The organism is Neisseria sp. P0001.S005, assembly GCF_051963715.1.
The window spans coordinates 1-15147 of the sequence record NZ_JBQCTZ010000013.1; the positions used below are offsets into that span (position 1 = coordinate 1).

At 48.9% G+C, this 15147-nt stretch carries 15 protein-coding genes; 8 read left to right on the forward strand and 7 right to left on the reverse strand.

Annotation, left to right across the window (positions count from 1 at the left end; translation table 11 throughout):
- On the forward strand, positions 1-207 hold a 207-nt coding region (gene yfaE / locus ACTHSP_RS03320; RefSeq protein WP_440345632.1), incomplete at its 5' end, for a class I ribonucleotide reductase maintenance protein YfaE.
- 77 nt (positions 208-284) lie between these two features.
- Here yfaE and ACTHSP_RS03325 read toward each other — a convergent pair.
- From ACTHSP_RS03325 to gshA, 7 genes are all read right to left on the reverse strand, one after another.
- Complete coding sequence (locus tag ACTHSP_RS03325; protein ID WP_070649729.1) at positions 285-854, reverse strand: acetate uptake transporter; 570 nt, start codon at positions 852-854, stop codon at positions 285-287.
- A gap of 134 nt (positions 855-988) precedes the next feature.
- Positions 989-1738: a type I 3-dehydroquinate dehydratase gene (gene aroD, locus ACTHSP_RS03330; protein WP_070649731.1), complete on the reverse strand. Its 750-nt coding sequence runs from the start codon at positions 1736-1738 to the stop codon at positions 989-991.
- Positions 1739-1765: 27 nt separating this feature from the next.
- Complete coding sequence (gene uvrC, locus ACTHSP_RS03335; RefSeq protein ID WP_070644796.1) at positions 1766-3607, reverse strand: excinuclease ABC subunit UvrC; 1842 nt, start codon at positions 3605-3607, stop codon at positions 1766-1768.
- Between the two features lie 64 nt (positions 3608-3671).
- Positions 3672-6443: a DNA gyrase subunit A gene (gene gyrA, locus ACTHSP_RS03340; RefSeq protein WP_440345633.1), complete on the reverse strand. Its 2772-nt coding sequence runs from the start codon at positions 6441-6443 to the stop codon at positions 3672-3674.
- Between the two features lie 127 nt (positions 6444-6570).
- On the reverse strand, positions 6571-7053 hold the full coding sequence (locus ACTHSP_RS03345) for an acyl-CoA thioesterase (protein ID WP_003686444.1): 483 nt from the start codon (positions 7051-7053) through the stop codon (positions 6571-6573).
- A 114-nt stretch (positions 7054-7167) separates the two neighbouring features.
- Positions 7168-8238, reverse strand: coding sequence for a magnesium/cobalt transporter CorA (gene corA / locus ACTHSP_RS03350; protein ID WP_314513869.1), 1071 nt, complete (start codon positions 8236-8238; stop codon positions 7168-7170).
- A 103-nt stretch (positions 8239-8341) separates the two neighbouring features.
- Positions 8342-9700: a glutamate--cysteine ligase gene (gene gshA, locus ACTHSP_RS03355; RefSeq protein ID WP_314513867.1), complete on the reverse strand. Its 1359-nt coding sequence runs from the start codon at positions 9698-9700 to the stop codon at positions 8342-8344.
- A 262-nt stretch (positions 9701-9962) separates the two neighbouring features.
- Here gshA and leuC point away from each other — a divergent pair, with 262 nt between their 5' ends.
- The 7 genes from leuC (at position 9963) to ACTHSP_RS03390 (ending at position 15116) form a co-directional block, all read left to right on the forward strand.
- A complete protein-coding gene (gene leuC / locus ACTHSP_RS03360; protein ID WP_070583931.1) occupies positions 9963-11372 on the forward strand; it encodes a 3-isopropylmalate dehydratase large subunit in 1410 nt (469 codons plus the stop codon).
- A gap of 129 nt (positions 11373-11501) precedes the next feature.
- Positions 11502-11756 (forward strand): hypothetical protein, encoded by a 255-nt coding sequence (locus ACTHSP_RS03365; protein WP_070583933.1) that lies wholly within the window; start codon positions 11502-11504, stop codon positions 11754-11756.
- Positions 11757-11859: 103 nt separating this feature from the next.
- Positions 11860-12225, forward strand: coding sequence for a VOC family protein (locus ACTHSP_RS03370; RefSeq protein ID WP_440345634.1), 366 nt, complete (start codon positions 11860-11862; stop codon positions 12223-12225).
- A 45-nt stretch (positions 12226-12270) separates the two neighbouring features.
- Positions 12271-12912, forward strand: a complete 642-nt coding sequence (leuD, locus tag ACTHSP_RS03375) for a 3-isopropylmalate dehydratase small subunit (RefSeq protein ID WP_003677355.1) — start codon at positions 12271-12273, stop codon at positions 12910-12912.
- Positions 12913-12980: 68 nt separating this feature from the next.
- Positions 12981-13649: a DUF2625 domain-containing protein gene (locus ACTHSP_RS03380; RefSeq protein ID WP_314512773.1), complete on the forward strand. Its 669-nt coding sequence runs from the start codon at positions 12981-12983 to the stop codon at positions 13647-13649.
- Between the two features lie 103 nt (positions 13650-13752).
- The gene (locus tag ACTHSP_RS03385; protein ID WP_314512775.1) at positions 13753-14214 is read left to right on the forward strand and encodes a YhcH/YjgK/YiaL family protein; all 462 of its coding nucleotides are present in this window, start codon (positions 13753-13755) and stop codon (positions 14212-14214) included.
- A 38-nt stretch (positions 14215-14252) separates the two neighbouring features.
- Complete coding sequence (locus ACTHSP_RS03390) at positions 14253-15116, forward strand: DUF1444 family protein (RefSeq protein ID WP_314512777.1); 864 nt, start codon at positions 14253-14255, stop codon at positions 15114-15116.
- Positions 15117-15147: the final 31 nt, after the last annotated feature.

The following is a 15147-nucleotide window of genomic DNA, read 5'->3' on the forward strand; positions in this document are numbered from 1 at the left end:
TACCAATGTCGCAGCGGTTATTGCGGTTCATGCCGGGTTAAAATCTTGGATGGGAAAGTCTCTTATGATAATTTTCCGCTCGCTTTTGTCGCGCCCGGAGAAATTTTGCCGTGCTGCTGCCGGGTTACTGAAGACATCAAACTTGATTGTCGGGAGCGCATCAAAGAGCCTGATTTATTTGATGTCGATTTATTTGAAGACAAATAAAAAATGCCGTCTGAACATTGTGGCCGAAATCTTTGATTTCATGTCCACCGTTCAGACGGCATTTTGTATGGTCAAGCTTATTTACGCACGCCAACCGGCAAAACAGTACGGCCGAAAGATTCGTTGATGACCTCTGCCGCTGCCAAGTAGAACGCACCAAGTGCAGTTACCAAGCCTAAGCAACCGCCGATATGGACGATGCTATGATTTTCCATACCATCGCCAATGCCCAAAGCAAAGAAAGTCAGCGTCAAGCAAAAGAAAATACCGCTCAATACTTTAGGCTTGGTCAAGGTAGCCACAAACATCATCAGCGAAAACATACCCCATGCGCAGAGATACCAGCCGATAAATGCCGGAGCGGTTTCACCTTTAAAAAAGATGGTAAACAAAGCCCATGTCCACCAGAATGCGCCATAGCTGATAAAAGCGGTAAAGCCAAACGTATTGCCTTTCTTGAACTCAAACATACCGGCAATAACTTGAGCGATACCACCAAAGGCGAGAGCCATGCCCAAAACTAAGCCGACACCCTCTTGAGCAGTAAAAAAGCCGCCGTTAATCAGGCTGAGCAACCAAGTTGTCAATGCAAAGCCACACAGGCCTACTGGACCTGGATTCGCCAGGTTTTCTTTAGTAGTAGTCATTTTATTTCTCCTCTGGTTATTAAAATAGGAAACCCATTGTTACCTATTTTATTTAAAATTAAAAGAAATAAATTTAAAAAAATCAGGCCATCTGAAAAATATTTTTCAGATGGCCTTGAATATTAATAATTAAACTATCCCAAAATTGCCAAGACTTTCCTCAATTCGTTGGCATCAATTTGGCCGGGAGCCGACGTTTTTTGTGCCGCACCAAAGGTAACGGCCGAGCCGAAAGTCGAGCCGGCCAAGCGACTGACGGCTCCGATTTTACCCATAGACATAGTAATAATCGGGCGATTGATAATTTGTGAAACATCATATGTTGCCTGTAATAAGGTCAATACATCTTGCGGCGATTGCGGCATAACGGCAATTTTGCAGATATCCGCGCCCCACTCAGCCATTGTTTTCAGACGGCCTGTAATGTCTGCCAAAGACGGCGTGGCTTGAAAATCGTGATTGCAAAGCAAGGCGGCAGTTTGATGTTCATGTGCCAAAGCTATGGTTTGTTTTACGCCATTTTCCTCGGCAAAAAGCTCAATGTCGATCATATCAGCTTGTTTGGACCGGATAATTTTTTCCAATAATTTAAAATAATAGTCGTCCGAACAAGGCGTATTGCCGCCCTCTTGCGCCCTTCTAAACGTAAATAGCAAGGGCTTGTCAGGAAAAGCCTGTCGAGTGATGCCTAATTGCTCGGCAATAAAATCGGCATCAAGCGCAGCTTGAAAAAAATCCGCACGAAATTCAATAATGTCAACAGCCGTATCTTTCAATACGTGCAAAGCCTGCTCCAATTCCTGCGTGTTGGCGGCCACCAGCGGCACGGCAATTTTAGGCAGGCCTTTGCCGATCTCGATATTTTTGATGATGACAGGTTTCATATTGTTCCTTTCTGCTGTTCAAGCCAATCAGTGCAGATGCTCATAAATGGTTTCCGCCAAGGCTTTGCTGATGCCTTCCACTTTTTCCAAGTCCTCGCGGCTGGCGGCAATCACGCCGCGCAGACCGCCGAATCGGGTAAGCAATGCTTGGCGGCGTTTGCTGCCGATACCGGGGATTTCGCTGAGTGAGGAAGTAACGCGTGCTTTGTCGCGTTTTTTGCGGTGACCTGTAATCGCAAAGCGGTGCGATTCATCGCGTACGGTTTGCAATAAATGCAAGGCCGGGCTGTTGGGTGGCAGGCGGAAGACTTCGCCGGTAAAAGGCAGTATGAGTTCTTCCATACCGGCTTTGCGCTCAGGGCCTTTGGCGATACCGACCAAAGGAATGTGCAGCCCAAGTTCTTCCCATACTGATACGGCTACGCCGATTTGCCCTTTGCCGCCGTCAATCAACACGACATCCGGCCATTTGACGGCCTCGCCGTTGGCTTCGGCTTCCTGCATTTTGCCGTAACGGCGCGTCAGGACTTCGCGCATGGCGGCATAGTCGTCGCCGGGTTTGGCGGTCGTGATGTTGTAGCGGCGGTATTGCGAAGGCTGGATGTTTTGCTCATCGTACACAACGCAGGACGCAATAGTGGCCTCGCCTTGCGTGTGGCTGATATCGAAACATTCAAGGCGGTTGAGGCCGTCTGAATCCATGCCGAGGATTTTGGCCAGTTCATCAATACGGTGTTGCTGGCTGCTTTGTTGTAGTCGGCGTTGGGCGATCGCCATTTGTGCGTTTTGTTCCGCCATTTTCAACCAGACTTTGCGTTCGCCTATGGTTTTGGTGACAAACTGCATCTGCTTGCCGTGTTCGCCTTCCAAAGCCTCTTTCAGCGCATCGGGAACGGGAAAGTTGCTAATAATAATGTCGGGTTTGCTTTTGCCCAAATAATGTTGGGCGACGAAGGCTTCGGCGTAATCTTGTCCGTTTGGTTCGGGGTCGTTTTTGGTGTCGGGGAAAAAGCTTTTGTCGCCTACGTGCCGCCCGCCGCGGATGCTGACCCAGTGTACGCAGACCAGGCCGTCTGAAACCGCCAGCGCAAGTAAATCGATATCGTTTGGATTGTTCGGATTTTTGCTGTCGATAAACTGATTACTCTGCATGATGCCGAGCGCTTGGATTTGGTCGCGGTAACGCGCGGCTTCTTCAAATTGCAGGTTGGCGGCGGCGGTTTGCATTTTGTGTTGCAAGGTGCGCGTCAATTCGTCGGTTTTGCCATTAAGGAAAGTCGCGGCTTCACGCACGCTGTCGCGATAATCTTCTTCGCTGATGTGGCCGACACAAGGCGCGGTGCAGCGTTTGATTTGGTAAAGCAGACAAGGACGGTCGCGATGCTCGAATACGCTGTCTTCGCAGGTACGCAACATAAATACTTTTTGCAACACTTGAATGCTGTCGCGCACGGCGTTGCTGTTGGGATACGGGCCGAAATATTGATTAGGCTTCTTCAGCGTGCCGCGGTAATATGCCATTTGCGGATATTGATGGCCGCTGAGCATCAAATAAGGATAACTTTTGTCATCGCGGAAAAGGATATTGTATTTCGGCGACAAGGCTTTGATGAAGTTGTTTTCGAGGATCAGCGCTTCGGCTTCGGAACGCGTGATGGTGGTTTCGATATGGTGAACCTGTTTTACCATCAATGCGATGCGCGGCGAATGGTCGTTTTTTTGGAAATAGCTAGAAACGCGCCGCTTGAGATTGACCGCTTTGCCGACATACAAAACATTATTGTCTTCGTCAAAAAAACGGTACACGCCCGGCAGATTGGGCAGATTTTTCAGAAAAAGAGGTAAATCGAACGGTTCGGTTGCGCTCACGGGATTTTCTTTTGGAATAAGCAGGCCGTCTGAAAACTTTTCAGACGGCCTTTTTCATTGACGTTTAAGATTCTTGAGACGGAGTATCTTCAGCTTCTACCACTTGGTTTTCAGCTGCATCGGTTTCTAAAGGGGCTTCATCTTCAGCCTCTTCGGCCACGCGCTCCAAGCTGACCAAGGTTTCGCCTTCATCCAGATTAATCAGGCGGACACCTGCGGCTGCTCGGCCGGTCTCTCGGATTTGCTCAACTTTGGTACGAATCAGGACGCCGCCGCTGGTAATCAGCATCAGGTCATCGGTTTCGCTGACCAAAGTCGCGGCAACCAAATCGCCGTTGCGCTCGCCGGTATTGATGGCGATATTGCCTTGTCCACCTTTGTTTTTACGGCTGTAATCGGCAATCGGGGTGCGTTTGCCATAGCCGTTGGCGGTAGCAGTCAATACTTGCAAATCGCTTTGTTCGGCTTCAGGTGCGAAGGTAATCAGGCTGACAATCTTGCCATCGGCCGGCAGGCGCATACCGCGCAAACCGCCGCTGCCGCGACCGGACGGACGAACACCGTGTTTGCCGCTTGGCAATGCATTTTCGGCATTTTCATCATCCAGGCCGTCTAAATCTTCGTTTTCAGCTTCGATATCGGCATCTTCTGCTTCATCGTTACCGGATTTTTCCCAATATTCGTTAAAGCGGATGGCTTTGCCCAAGTTGGAGAACAACATAATGTCGTCCGCACCGCCGGTTTGCGCTGCACCGACCAAGTAATCGCCTTCTTTAAGCGCGATGGCTTTGATGCCTTGGCTGCGGACGTTTTTAAACGCAGACAGCTGGACTTTTTTCACCATGCCTTGTGCAGTAGCAAAGAAGACGTATTGGTCTTCCGGGAACTCGCGCACGGCCAAGATGGCGCTGACTTTTTCGCCTTCTTCCAATTGGATGACGTTGTTGATCGGACGACCGCGGCTGTTGCGACCGCCTTCCGGCAGTTTGTACACTTTAATCCAATGGCACTTGCCCAAATTGGTGAAGCACATCAAATAATCATGCGTGTTGGCAACAAACAGGGTTTCGATAAAGTCTTCGTCTTTGGTTGCCGCTGCCTGTTTGCCACGGCCGCCGCGACGCTGCGCCTGATAATCGGTGGTCGGCTGGGTTTTGATGTAGCCGCCATGAGTTAGGGTAACAACCATTTCACGTTGCGGAATCAGGTCTTCATCGGCAATATCACCGCCAAACGGATTAATTTCACTGCGGCGCTCATCGCCGAAGTTGGCTTTGATGTCTGTCAATTCTTCGCGGATGATTTGGGTAACGCGTTCAGGTTTGGAAAGAATATCCACGAAATCAATGATTTTGCTCATCAGGTTTTTATATTCGCCGACAATTTCTTCCTGATCGAGGCCGGTCAGGTTGCGCAGGCTCATGCGCAGGATGGCATCGGCTTGCAATTCGCTCAAATAATAGCCTTGGCTGTGCAAACCCAAATTCTCTGGCAAGCCTTCAGGGCGCATCATGTGCATGTCCAAATCCGTACGGCTGAGCATGTCTTCAACCAAGCTGCTGCGCCATGGGCGGGACAGCAGTTTTTCTTTGGCTTCCGGCGCATTGGCAGATTCCTTAATCAGGCGGATAATTTCGTCGATATTAGACAAGGCAACTGCTTTACCTTCGGCAATATGGCCTTCATGACGCGCTTTTTTCAGGCGGAATAAGGTACGACGGGTAACGACTTCGCGACGATGGCGCAGGAATTCGAACAGGATTTGTTTCAGGTTCAACAAGCGCGGCTGGCCGTCAACCAAAGCCACCATATTGATACCGAAGCTGTCTTGCAGCTGGGTCAGTTTGTAGAGTTGATTCAAAACAACTTCGGCATTTTCATTGCGTTTCAATTCAATCACGACACGCATACCGGATTTGTCGGACTCATCGCGCAGGTCGGATACGCCTTCCAGTGTTTTTTCGCGTACCAACTCGCCAATTTTCTCAACCAGCTTGGCTTTGTTTACTTGATATGGGATTTCATCGATAACAATGGCTTCGCGCTCGCCGTTTTTACCGATAGGCTCAATATGGGTTTTACCGCGCATCACCACGCGGCCGCGGCCGGTTTTATAGCCTTCGCGCACGCCGCTCAAGCCGTAAATAGTTGCGCCTGTTGGAAAATCGGGCGCTTGGATAATGTTGATCAGCTCATCGATTTCAGTTTCAGGCTCGTCCAACAAACGCAGGCAGGCATTGATGGTATCGCCCAAATTGTGCGGCGGGATATTGGTTGCCATACCGACGGCAATACCGGACGAACCGTTTACCAACAATGCTGGGAAACGGGTCGGCAATACCAACGGCTCATGTTCACTGCCGTCATAGTTAGGACCGAAATTGACGGTTTCTTCTTCAATATCCGCCAGCATTTCATGAGAAATTTTTTCCATGCGGATTTCGGTATAACGCATGGCTGCTGCGGCCAAGCCATCGACAGAACCGAAGTTGCCCTGACCGTCGATCAGTACATAACGCATGGAGAAGTCTTGTGCCATGCGGACGATGGTGTCGTAAACGGCTATATCGCCGTGAGGGTGGTATTTACCGATAACGTCGCCGACGATACGCGCCGATTTTTTATAGGCGGAATTCCAGTTGTTTTTCAACTCGTGCATCGCGTACAACACGCGGCGGTGTACCGGCTTGAGACCGTCGCGGACATCCGGCAGGGCTCGTCCCACAATTACGCTCATGGCGTAATCAAGGTAGCTCTTGCGCATTTCGTCTTCAAGGCTGACAGGCAGGGTTTCAAGTGCAAATTTATGGTCGTTGCGGATGGTTGCGTCGGTCATGATTATCTGTAATTTCGTATGGCAAAAATCTTGTTGATTCTACCACAAAACAAGCGGTTTATGGCTTTTGCGTGAAGGCCGTCTGAAACAGGATTTCAGACGGCCTTCATTATTTAATAAATTCAATTTAGTTGCAGCCAGAATCTTCGTTCGCAGCCTGCAAACTCAGCTCTTTGCGCTTTTTAGCCCTTTCATAACGGCAGCGTTGGCGCTGTGTATTGATTTCCAAAGGTGGTACAGGAACCGGCTTACCGTCTTCAACGGCAACCATAGTGAAGTAGCAGCTGTTGGTATGACGCACTTCGCCTGTGTGGATGTTTTGCGCCTCCACACGGATACCGACTTCCATAGAAGTACGGCCGGTGTAGTTGATACTGGCGTAAAAGGTTACCAGTTCGCCGACATGAATAGGCTCTTTAAACAATACTTTATCAACAGACAGAGTAACGCAATAGGTTCCGCTGTAACGGCAGGCGCAGGAATATGCCACTTGGTCAAGCAGGCGCAGAAGATCGCCGCCGTGAACATTGCCGCTGAAGTTTGCCGTATAAGGCATCATCAGCTCGGACATAATCAGTTCATGGGAAGGTAGTTGGCGTTCCGGTTTCATCGTTTATTCTCCTTTTGATATTTATTTTAAAATTGTCTGAAAACTTCAGACTGCACGTGTGCAAAATCATTCTACCGTTTTTAATCGTTGAATTTCAACCCATTGCCTTCCTGTTTACAGCCATTTTCTACGTGAGAAGAAAATCAGCAGTCCGATAATAATGCACAGCATCACACCCAAAACCATGAAGTAGCCGTAATGCCAATGCAGCTCGGGCATATTGTCGAAGTTCATGCCGTAGATGCCGGTGATGACGGTCAGCGGCATAAAGATGATGGTAATAACCGTCAACACGCGCATTTGCTGGTTCATGCGGTTAGATTGGAAGGAAAGGTAGATGTCCATCATGCTCAACACCATATCACGCGAGGCATCAAGCGATTCGATAAGCTGCATATTGTGGTCGTACACGTCGCGCAGATAAACGGTTGATTCGCCTTTGAAAATAGCAAAATCGCCGCGTACGGCCAGTTGGTAGAACACGTCGCGCAATGGCAAAAGCGTGCGCCGTAGACGAACGGCATCGCGCTTGAGTCGGTGGATTTTGCCGAGAATGTCGCTGTTTTCGTTTTTAAACAAGGATTTGTCTATGACTTCGACGCGGTTGTTGTACTCTTCTAGGACGATAAAATAGTCATCCACGATGCGGTCAAGCAGGCAATAAGCAAGAAACGCCGTATTTTTGTTCAAAATATTGTGCGGATTTTCGTGCATCTGCCGGCGGAGATGGCTGAACAAGCCCAACGGTTTTTGTTGGAAAGACAACACAAAATCTTTGCCGATAATCACATACACTTGGTCAGAATGGAGTTTGCCCGTAGAGGTATAGTGGTAAACCTGTGCGGCAGTAAAAACATAGCTGCCGTAGTCTTCAATTTTCGGACGCTGCTTGCGGCTGAGAATATCCTCAATAACCAGCTCATGGATGCCGTAAGGCTCAAGCGCGTGTTTGAGCAAGGCAGCATCATTGATGCCGACAAAATGCAGCCAGTCGATTTGACCTTCTTGCGGGCGGGCAATATCGGGCAAGTTTTTTCCGGCAAGATAATCATGCTGAGCAAAGGTATCGGCGGAATACAAGGTTTGATGGATAGCAGAACGCGGCGCATTGTCGGTATTGCTGCGCTGTATGGTTTGGTCTGGCAGATTGTCGGTTATTTCAACTGGATTGGCTGGTTTGCTCATAAAAATAAATCATGTTTTTTTTAGTTAGAATGAATTGTACAGACAGAAAAGGCCGTCTGAAAACTAATTTTCAGACGGCCTGACAATATCGATCAACGCTTTATTAGGCTTGGGGCGCGGTTTTCTCCAACTCCAATGCAGCGGCAAGCAAGGACAGGCGCGCCATTACGCCGTAAACGTAGAGGCGGTTGTGTTCGTTGTCGACGTCGCAGTCTTTTTCAGAGCGTGGCATGCCGAGCGAGTCCCATTGTTCAAATACGCGTTTGCACGCTTCAGGCGCTTCTTGGGAGTTGTCGCCGCTGCCGGTGGGGATGCTGTTGGACAGCGGGACGAATACCATGCCGCCGGCATTAAGGTTTTCGTCTGCGCCGCGCCCTTCGTGTACACGGAAGAAACCGCCGATAACGAAACGGTCCATCATATAAACGACGGGTTCGCACACGGCGCCGTTCATGGTCTCGTAGGTATAAATACCTTCTTGGACAATGACTTCACTGACTTCCAAGCCTTCTTTGACTTTCGCCATTTTATTGCGGTTTTTACGGTTCAAGCCACGCACTTCATCCGCAGATTTAACGCTCATCACGCCCATACCGTAAGTACCTGCGTCGGCTTTCACAATAACAAAAGGCTGATCGGCAATACCCAATTCATCGTATTTGGCTTGAATTTTCGCCAATACACGCTCTACCGCGCCTGCCAACGCATCTTCACCCTCACGCTCTTGGAAATCCAAACCGCTGATTTTTTCAAAATAAGGATTGATTTGCCATTCGTCAATGTCAATCAACTTGGCAAAATCGGCTGCAACTTGGTTGTACGCGCCGAAGTGTTCGGTTTTACGGCGAGTCGTCCAGCCGCCGTGCAATGGAGGCAATACGGTTTGACTGATGTCTTTAAGGATTTCAGGGATGCCCGCAGACAAGTCATTGTTCAACAAAACAACGCAAGGCGAGAAACCGTCTGCGAGATGTACACGCTCACGGGTACGCAATAAAGGCTCAAGCAAAATTTTGTCGCCCAACGCGGTTTCAAACTCGGTTGGCTCAGTCACTTCAGGATTCAAACTGCCCAAGCGCACTTCGTATCCTGCCGAACGCAAAATCTCGCTGAGGGCGTAAACGTTTTGCAGATAGAATGTGTTACGCGTGTGGTTTTCAGGAATAATCAATACGGATTTTGCCGTTTCACAGGCGCGCTGTACCGCATCTTGCGCGGCAACCGCCGCCAGCGGGATAAAGTTGGGATTCAAATTATTGAAGCCGCCCGGAAACAGGTTCATATCGATAGATGAAATTTTGTAACCGGCATTACGGATGTCAACCGAACCATAAAATGGCGGACGGTGTTCGTTCCAATGCGAACGGAACCATGCTTCGATTTTGGCATGATTGGCAAGGACTTTTTTCTCAAATTCCCGTAATTGAGTCAGATGCTCAGGAGCCATTACCGGTAATTTCATTCTCTATACCTCTTGGTAAGTGTGGGTTGAGTGAGAATGATAGAACTTTTTAGTGCATTTCGACAAGCATTCTTTCAGATAAGATGAATCTTTTTGTCAACAATTCTACAATCTGTCTAATTTTTGACAAGTGTTTTTGAAACTTTGCAACAAATTTTAAAAATTGGACAAATTCCTATTGCACAGCCCCTATAAAAAGCCTAAAATCCGCCCATAAACGCAAACCATCATTCATACCTACCAATAGCAAAGAATACTCATCATGAGCGCACAAACCCTTTACGATAAACTTTGGAACAGCCACGTCGTCCGCGAAGAAGAAGACGGCACTGTCCTGCTTTACATCGACCGCCACCTGGTTCACGAAGTAACCAGCCCGCAAGCATTTGAAGGCTTGAAAATGGCCGGCCGCAAACTTTGGCGTATCGACAGCGTAGTCTCCACAGCCGATCACAATACCCCGACCGGCGACTGGGACAAAGGTATTCAAGACCCGATTTCCAAACTGCAAGTCGATACTTTGGACAAAAACATTAAAGAGTTTGGCGCGCTCGCCTACTTCCCGTTCATGGATAAAGGTCAAGGCATTGTGCACGTTATGGGCCCGGAACAAGGCGCTACCCTGCCCGGCATGACCGTTGTCTGTGGCGACTCGCACACTTCTACCCACGGCGCATTCGGCGCATTGGCGCACGGTATCGGCACTTCCGAAGTCGAACACACCATGGCGACCCAGTGCATTACCGCAAAAAAATCCAAATCCATGCTGATTTCCGTTGAAGGCCGTCTGAAACCCGGCGTTACTGCCAAAGACGTGGCACTTTACATCATCGGTCAAATCGGTACGGCCGGTGGTACAGGCTACGCCATTGAGTTTGGCGGCGAAGCCATCCGCAGCCTTTCTATGGAAGGCCGCATGACCTTGTGTAATATGGCGATTGAAGCCGGTGCGCGCTCAGGTATGGTTGCCGTCGACCAAACCACCATCGACTATGTAAAAGGCAAACCTTTCGCACCTAAAGGCGAAGCGTGGGACAAAGCCGTCGAATACTGGCGTACGCTGGTGTCTGACGAAGGCGCCGTATTCGATAAAGAATACCACTTCAAAGCTGAAGACATCGAACCTCAAGTAACTTGGGGTACCTCGCCTGAAATGGTTTTAGACATCAGCAGCAAAGTGCCTAATCCTGCCGAAGAAACCGATCCGGTCAAACGCAGCGGCATGGAACGCGCCCTTGAATACATGGGCTTGGAAGCCGGTACGCCATTAAACGAAATCCCTGTCGATATCGTCTTTATCGGTTCTTGCACCAACAGCCGTATCGAAGACTTGCGCGAAGCCGCCGCTATCGCCAAAGGCCGCAAAAAAGCGGACAATGTGCAACGCGTATTGATTGTCCCCGGCTCCGGTTTGGTTAAAGAGCAGGCAGAAAAAGAAGGCTTGCACGAAGTATTTATAGAAGCCGGTTTTGAATGGCGCGAGCCGGGCTGCTCTATGTGCCTTGCCATGAATGCCGACCGCCTGACCCCGGGACAACGTTGTGCCTCTACTTCCAACCGTAACTTTGAAGGCCGTCAAGGCAACGGCGGACGCACCCACCTCGTCAGCCCTGCCATGGCAGCCGCAGCCGCAGTGACCGGCTACTTTACAGACATCCGCACTATGGCTTAAAGTATTTTCAGACGGCCTTTATTGATCAGGCCGTCTGAAACAATACCTTGCCCAAGTAAATTTTCCTATTGTATTGCGAAAAACGTCCGAAAACCTTCTCAATCATTGATAACTTGAAAGGAATCTAGTATGAAAAAACTGTTTGCATTGGCTGCCGCAGCCCTCATCCTGTCAGCTTGTTCCAGCACTTGGTCCGGCGCAAAAAACGATGCCAACCGCAATTGGGACAAAACCAAAGAGACTGCCGAGCGCGTAGCCGATAAAACCAAAGAAACCGCAGAACACGTTGCCGAAAAAACCGGTGAAGCCGTTAAAAAAGGCGGCAATGCAGTAGGCCGCGGCATGAGCCATGTTGGAGAAAAAATCGAAGCCGCTACCGAATAATTCGGTAAATCAGGCCGTCTGAAGCTCCTGGCTCCGTTTCAGACGGCCTGATACATTATTAATTTTTCAGACATTTTCACGATTCCAAGCAAAGGAAGAAACAATGAGTAATCTGTCAAGCTGGTTTGGTATTCACGCTCATGATTTGGATCGCGCCAAAGCCTTTTACGAATCCGTATTCGGCAAGCCTCTGCAAGACGTTGGCGGCAACGGATTCCGTTTCATCATTTTTCCAGCCGATTACACCCAACACGGTACGGCCGGTATGATTTGGCACGACAGCAACGCCCAACCCGGCCATGGCGGTACAACCATTTTCTTCAATTGCCCGGATTGTGCCGAAACAGCAGAAAAAGCCGTTGCAGCAGGCGGCAAACTGTTACAAGAGAAATTCCGCATTGTCAACGGCTTTGCAGCATTTATTGAAGACACAGAAGGCAACCGAATCGGTTTGCACAGCACACGCTAACCCGAATAGCCATAAAATTTCCCATTATTACTATAAGAATCTGACATGAAAGCCTTTACCAAAATCACCGCCATCGTCGCCCCGCTCGACCGCAGCAACGTCGATACCGACGCCATCATCCCCAAACAATTTCTGAAATCCATTAAACGTAGCGGCTTCGGCCCCAATGCCTTTGATGAATGGCGTTACCTCGACCACGGCGAACCTGGCATGGACAACAGCAAACGCCCGTTGAATCCGGATTTCTCCCTGAACCAGCCACGCTATCAAGGTGCACAAATCCTGTTGACGCGTAAAAACTTTGGTTGCGGCTCTTCACGCGAACACGCCCCTTGGGCATTGGACGACTACGGCTTCCGCGCCGTCATTGCCCCCAGCTTTGCCGACATCTTCTTCAACAACTGCTACAAAAACGGCCTTTTACCTATCGTTTTGACAGAAGAACAGGTTGACCAGCTTTTCAAAGAAGTTGAAGCCAACGAAGGCTATCAGCTCTCCATCGACCTTGCCGAGCAAACCCTGACCACCCCTAGCGGCGAAACATTCACATTCGACATTACCGAACACCGCAAACACTGCCTCTTAAACGGCTTGGACGAAATCGGCCTGACCCTGCAACACGCTGACGAAATTCACGCCTTTGAAGAAAAACGCCGCCAAAGCCAGCCTTGGCTGTTTAACGGTTGATATACAAAAGGCCGTCTGAAAAATTTAAGTGTTTCAGACGGCCTTTACTGAATGTTTTGGGATAGACCATGAGATCATTCGACGAATTAATCCAAACCCAAGACCCTGCGTGGCCATTGATTCAAGAGTGGCTTACAGAAGCGGTAAACAGCGTTGAAGTTCTGCCACGTACGCTTGAAAAGGCAAAGGAAGAACTTGTCAAAACCCAAGTAACAACACGTTCGTTTATGGGCGCTGTCGTTTATGAAACCGGCGGCATCCTGATTGACGACGGCTGGTTGCGGATACTGGGTTCCGGCAGTACGAAGCTACCCCGTGGTTTGGGAAGTTGGAATCTGAGCCGCACACAATCCGAGCCAGCAGGCCCTGCTCCCTATTATCTGTTTGCCGATGATGTTGCTGGAGGCTATTTTGCAATTAATGGCGGGGGATTGAATGGCAAAGTAGGTAATGTTTTCTACCTGCCGCCGGATACCTTGGAATGGGAAGATTGCGGTAAAGGTTACGGCGACTTCTTAAATTGGGCATTGACCGGCGATTTACAGTTGTTTTACGAAAACCTGCGTTGGGAAAATTGGCGCGAAGAAATCCGTGATTTGAATGGCGACAGCGTTTACACGTTCTTTCCGTTTTTATGGACTGAAGAAGGCAGCAATATAAACCAAGTCAGCCGCAAGCGTGTTCCCATAGCGGAACATTATGCTTCCATTTTGGATTTGCAAAACACAACTCCATAAAAAGCCTTTTCAGACGGCCTTGTTGTCAGAATCCAAATAAGGCATCCTGAAAGCCGTATTGGCTTCTCTACATCCTGAAGTTTAATTTCTACCTAACCACACCATGATTACCGACACCATAAGCAATGCCACCCGCTACGCTACTTTGCATCCCGACTTTGCCGAGGCTTTCCATCTGTTGCAGACCCTAGATTTTACCAAGCTGCCGGACGGTCAAGTGCCATTCGAGAATCCCAATATCCGTATTTTTATCGGCAGCGAGCCGATGAGGACGCAGGGAGAAGCCCAGCCTGAAGCGCACTTAAAACATATTGATATTCAAACACCGATTGATGGCAGCGAAACGTATGGCTGGATAGACAGAGGCCGTCTGAAAAACGGTTTAGGCTACAACGAAAAGCGCGATATCGAATTTTTCGACTGCGAGCCGGAAACTTGGCTGACCTTGGAGCCAGGCGAATTTGCGTTGTTTTTCCCGAATGATGCGCATGCCCCATTGGTTGGCGACAGACCGAACATACGCAAAGTCGTTTTTAAAATCCGTGTTGAAACCGAACGTCTATAATTTTTTAGACGGCCTTATCCTCTTATTCAGGACACAATATGTCTTTTTTCAGCAAGTTGTTCCGCTCCAAACCTAAATTAATGACTTGGCAGGAATTTATCAAATACTTTGCCCGTCGCATTCAAGAAGAATTGGATCTTGAGGCGAAAATCGACTGGGGCGAAAATATTGCTTCTTCGCCCATCATTGTCCAGTTTTCCGAAGAGGATGAAGCATCGTTCAGCACATATTTGAGCAACCATTACACAAGTTATCTGCAAAATCCCGAGGCTTTGGAAGCTATTGTTGCAGCCAATTTAGCGGTTATCGATAAGATTCAGGACGCTGATGCCAGTGTTTCAGCTCAACAAATTCTTCCGACAATTAAAAATACGATTTATCTGGAAAACGCCAAACTGATTACAAATACGGACGAAGCCGAACCTGCCGATTACCTGGTATACAAACCGATTGCCGGCGATATCATGTTGCTTTATATGGTGGATACGGAAGAATCCATGCACACGCTCAATCGTGAGCATATGAAAGAGGCCGGTATTGAAGATGAGGACGCCTTGTATCGTACCGCCATGGATAATCTGCGCCAACGGATGAATGGACGTGTCCAAATTCATCATGCCGAAGGTTGGTCATTGGCTCAAATCCATTTGGACAACGACTATGATGCTTCCCTGATTTTGCTTTTGGACGAAGTACTTAAAGACGATCCTATGCTGCCGGCCAATCCTGTTTTTGCAGTCCCGGCACGCAATGCCCTGCTCGTTTGCAGCCCATCCGATGAAGAAGCTTTGCAGGCGATGGCGAATATCGCCCTGCAGGCATTTGAAGATTCTGCCTACGCGATTTCTACCCAGCTTTACCAGTACCATAATGGTACAATCAGCGTTTTCAGAGCAAATTGATTTAAGGCCGTCTGAAAAACTGACGGCCTGC

Excerpts from the sequence above, each read along its gene's own strand:
- ACTHSP_RS03325 (WP_070649729.1), bottom strand. The coding sequence starts at position 854 with ATGACTACTACTAAAGAAAACCTGGCGAATCCAGGTCCAGTAGGCCTG.
- gshA (WP_314513867.1), bottom strand. The coding sequence starts at position 9,700 with ATGAAATTACCGGTAATGGCTCCTGAGCATCTGACTCAATTACGGGAA.
- gyrA (WP_440345633.1), bottom strand. The coding sequence starts at position 6,443 with ATGACCGACGCAACCATCCGCAACGACCATAAATTTGCACTTGAAACC.
- corA (WP_314513869.1), bottom strand. The coding sequence starts at position 8,238 with ATGAGCAAACCAGCCAATCCAGTTGAAATAACCGACAATCTGCCAGAC.
- ACTHSP_RS03390 (WP_314512777.1), top strand. The coding sequence starts at position 14,253 with ATGTCTTTTTTCAGCAAGTTGTTCCGCTCCAAACCTAAATTAATGACT.
- ACTHSP_RS03365 (WP_070583933.1), top strand. The coding sequence starts at position 11,502 with ATGAAAAAACTGTTTGCATTGGCTGCCGCAGCCCTCATCCTGTCAGCT.
- leuC (WP_070583931.1), top strand. The coding sequence starts at position 9,963 with ATGAGCGCACAAACCCTTTACGATAAACTTTGGAACAGCCACGTCGTC.
- ACTHSP_RS03380 (WP_314512773.1), top strand. The coding sequence starts at position 12,981 with ATGAGATCATTCGACGAATTAATCCAAACCCAAGACCCTGCGTGGCCA.
- ACTHSP_RS03385 (WP_314512775.1), top strand. The coding sequence starts at position 13,753 with ATGATTACCGACACCATAAGCAATGCCACCCGCTACGCTACTTTGCAT.
- leuD (WP_003677355.1), top strand. The coding sequence starts at position 12,271 with ATGAAAGCCTTTACCAAAATCACCGCCATCGTCGCCCCGCTCGACCGC.
- ACTHSP_RS03345 (WP_003686444.1), bottom strand. The coding sequence starts at position 7,053 with ATGAAACCGGAACGCCAACTACCTTCCCATGAACTGATTATGTCCGAG.
- ACTHSP_RS03370 (WP_440345634.1), top strand. The coding sequence starts at position 11,860 with ATGAGTAATCTGTCAAGCTGGTTTGGTATTCACGCTCATGATTTGGAT.
- aroD (WP_070649731.1), bottom strand. The coding sequence starts at position 1,738 with ATGAAACCTGTCATCATCAAAAATATCGAGATCGGCAAAGGCCTGCCT.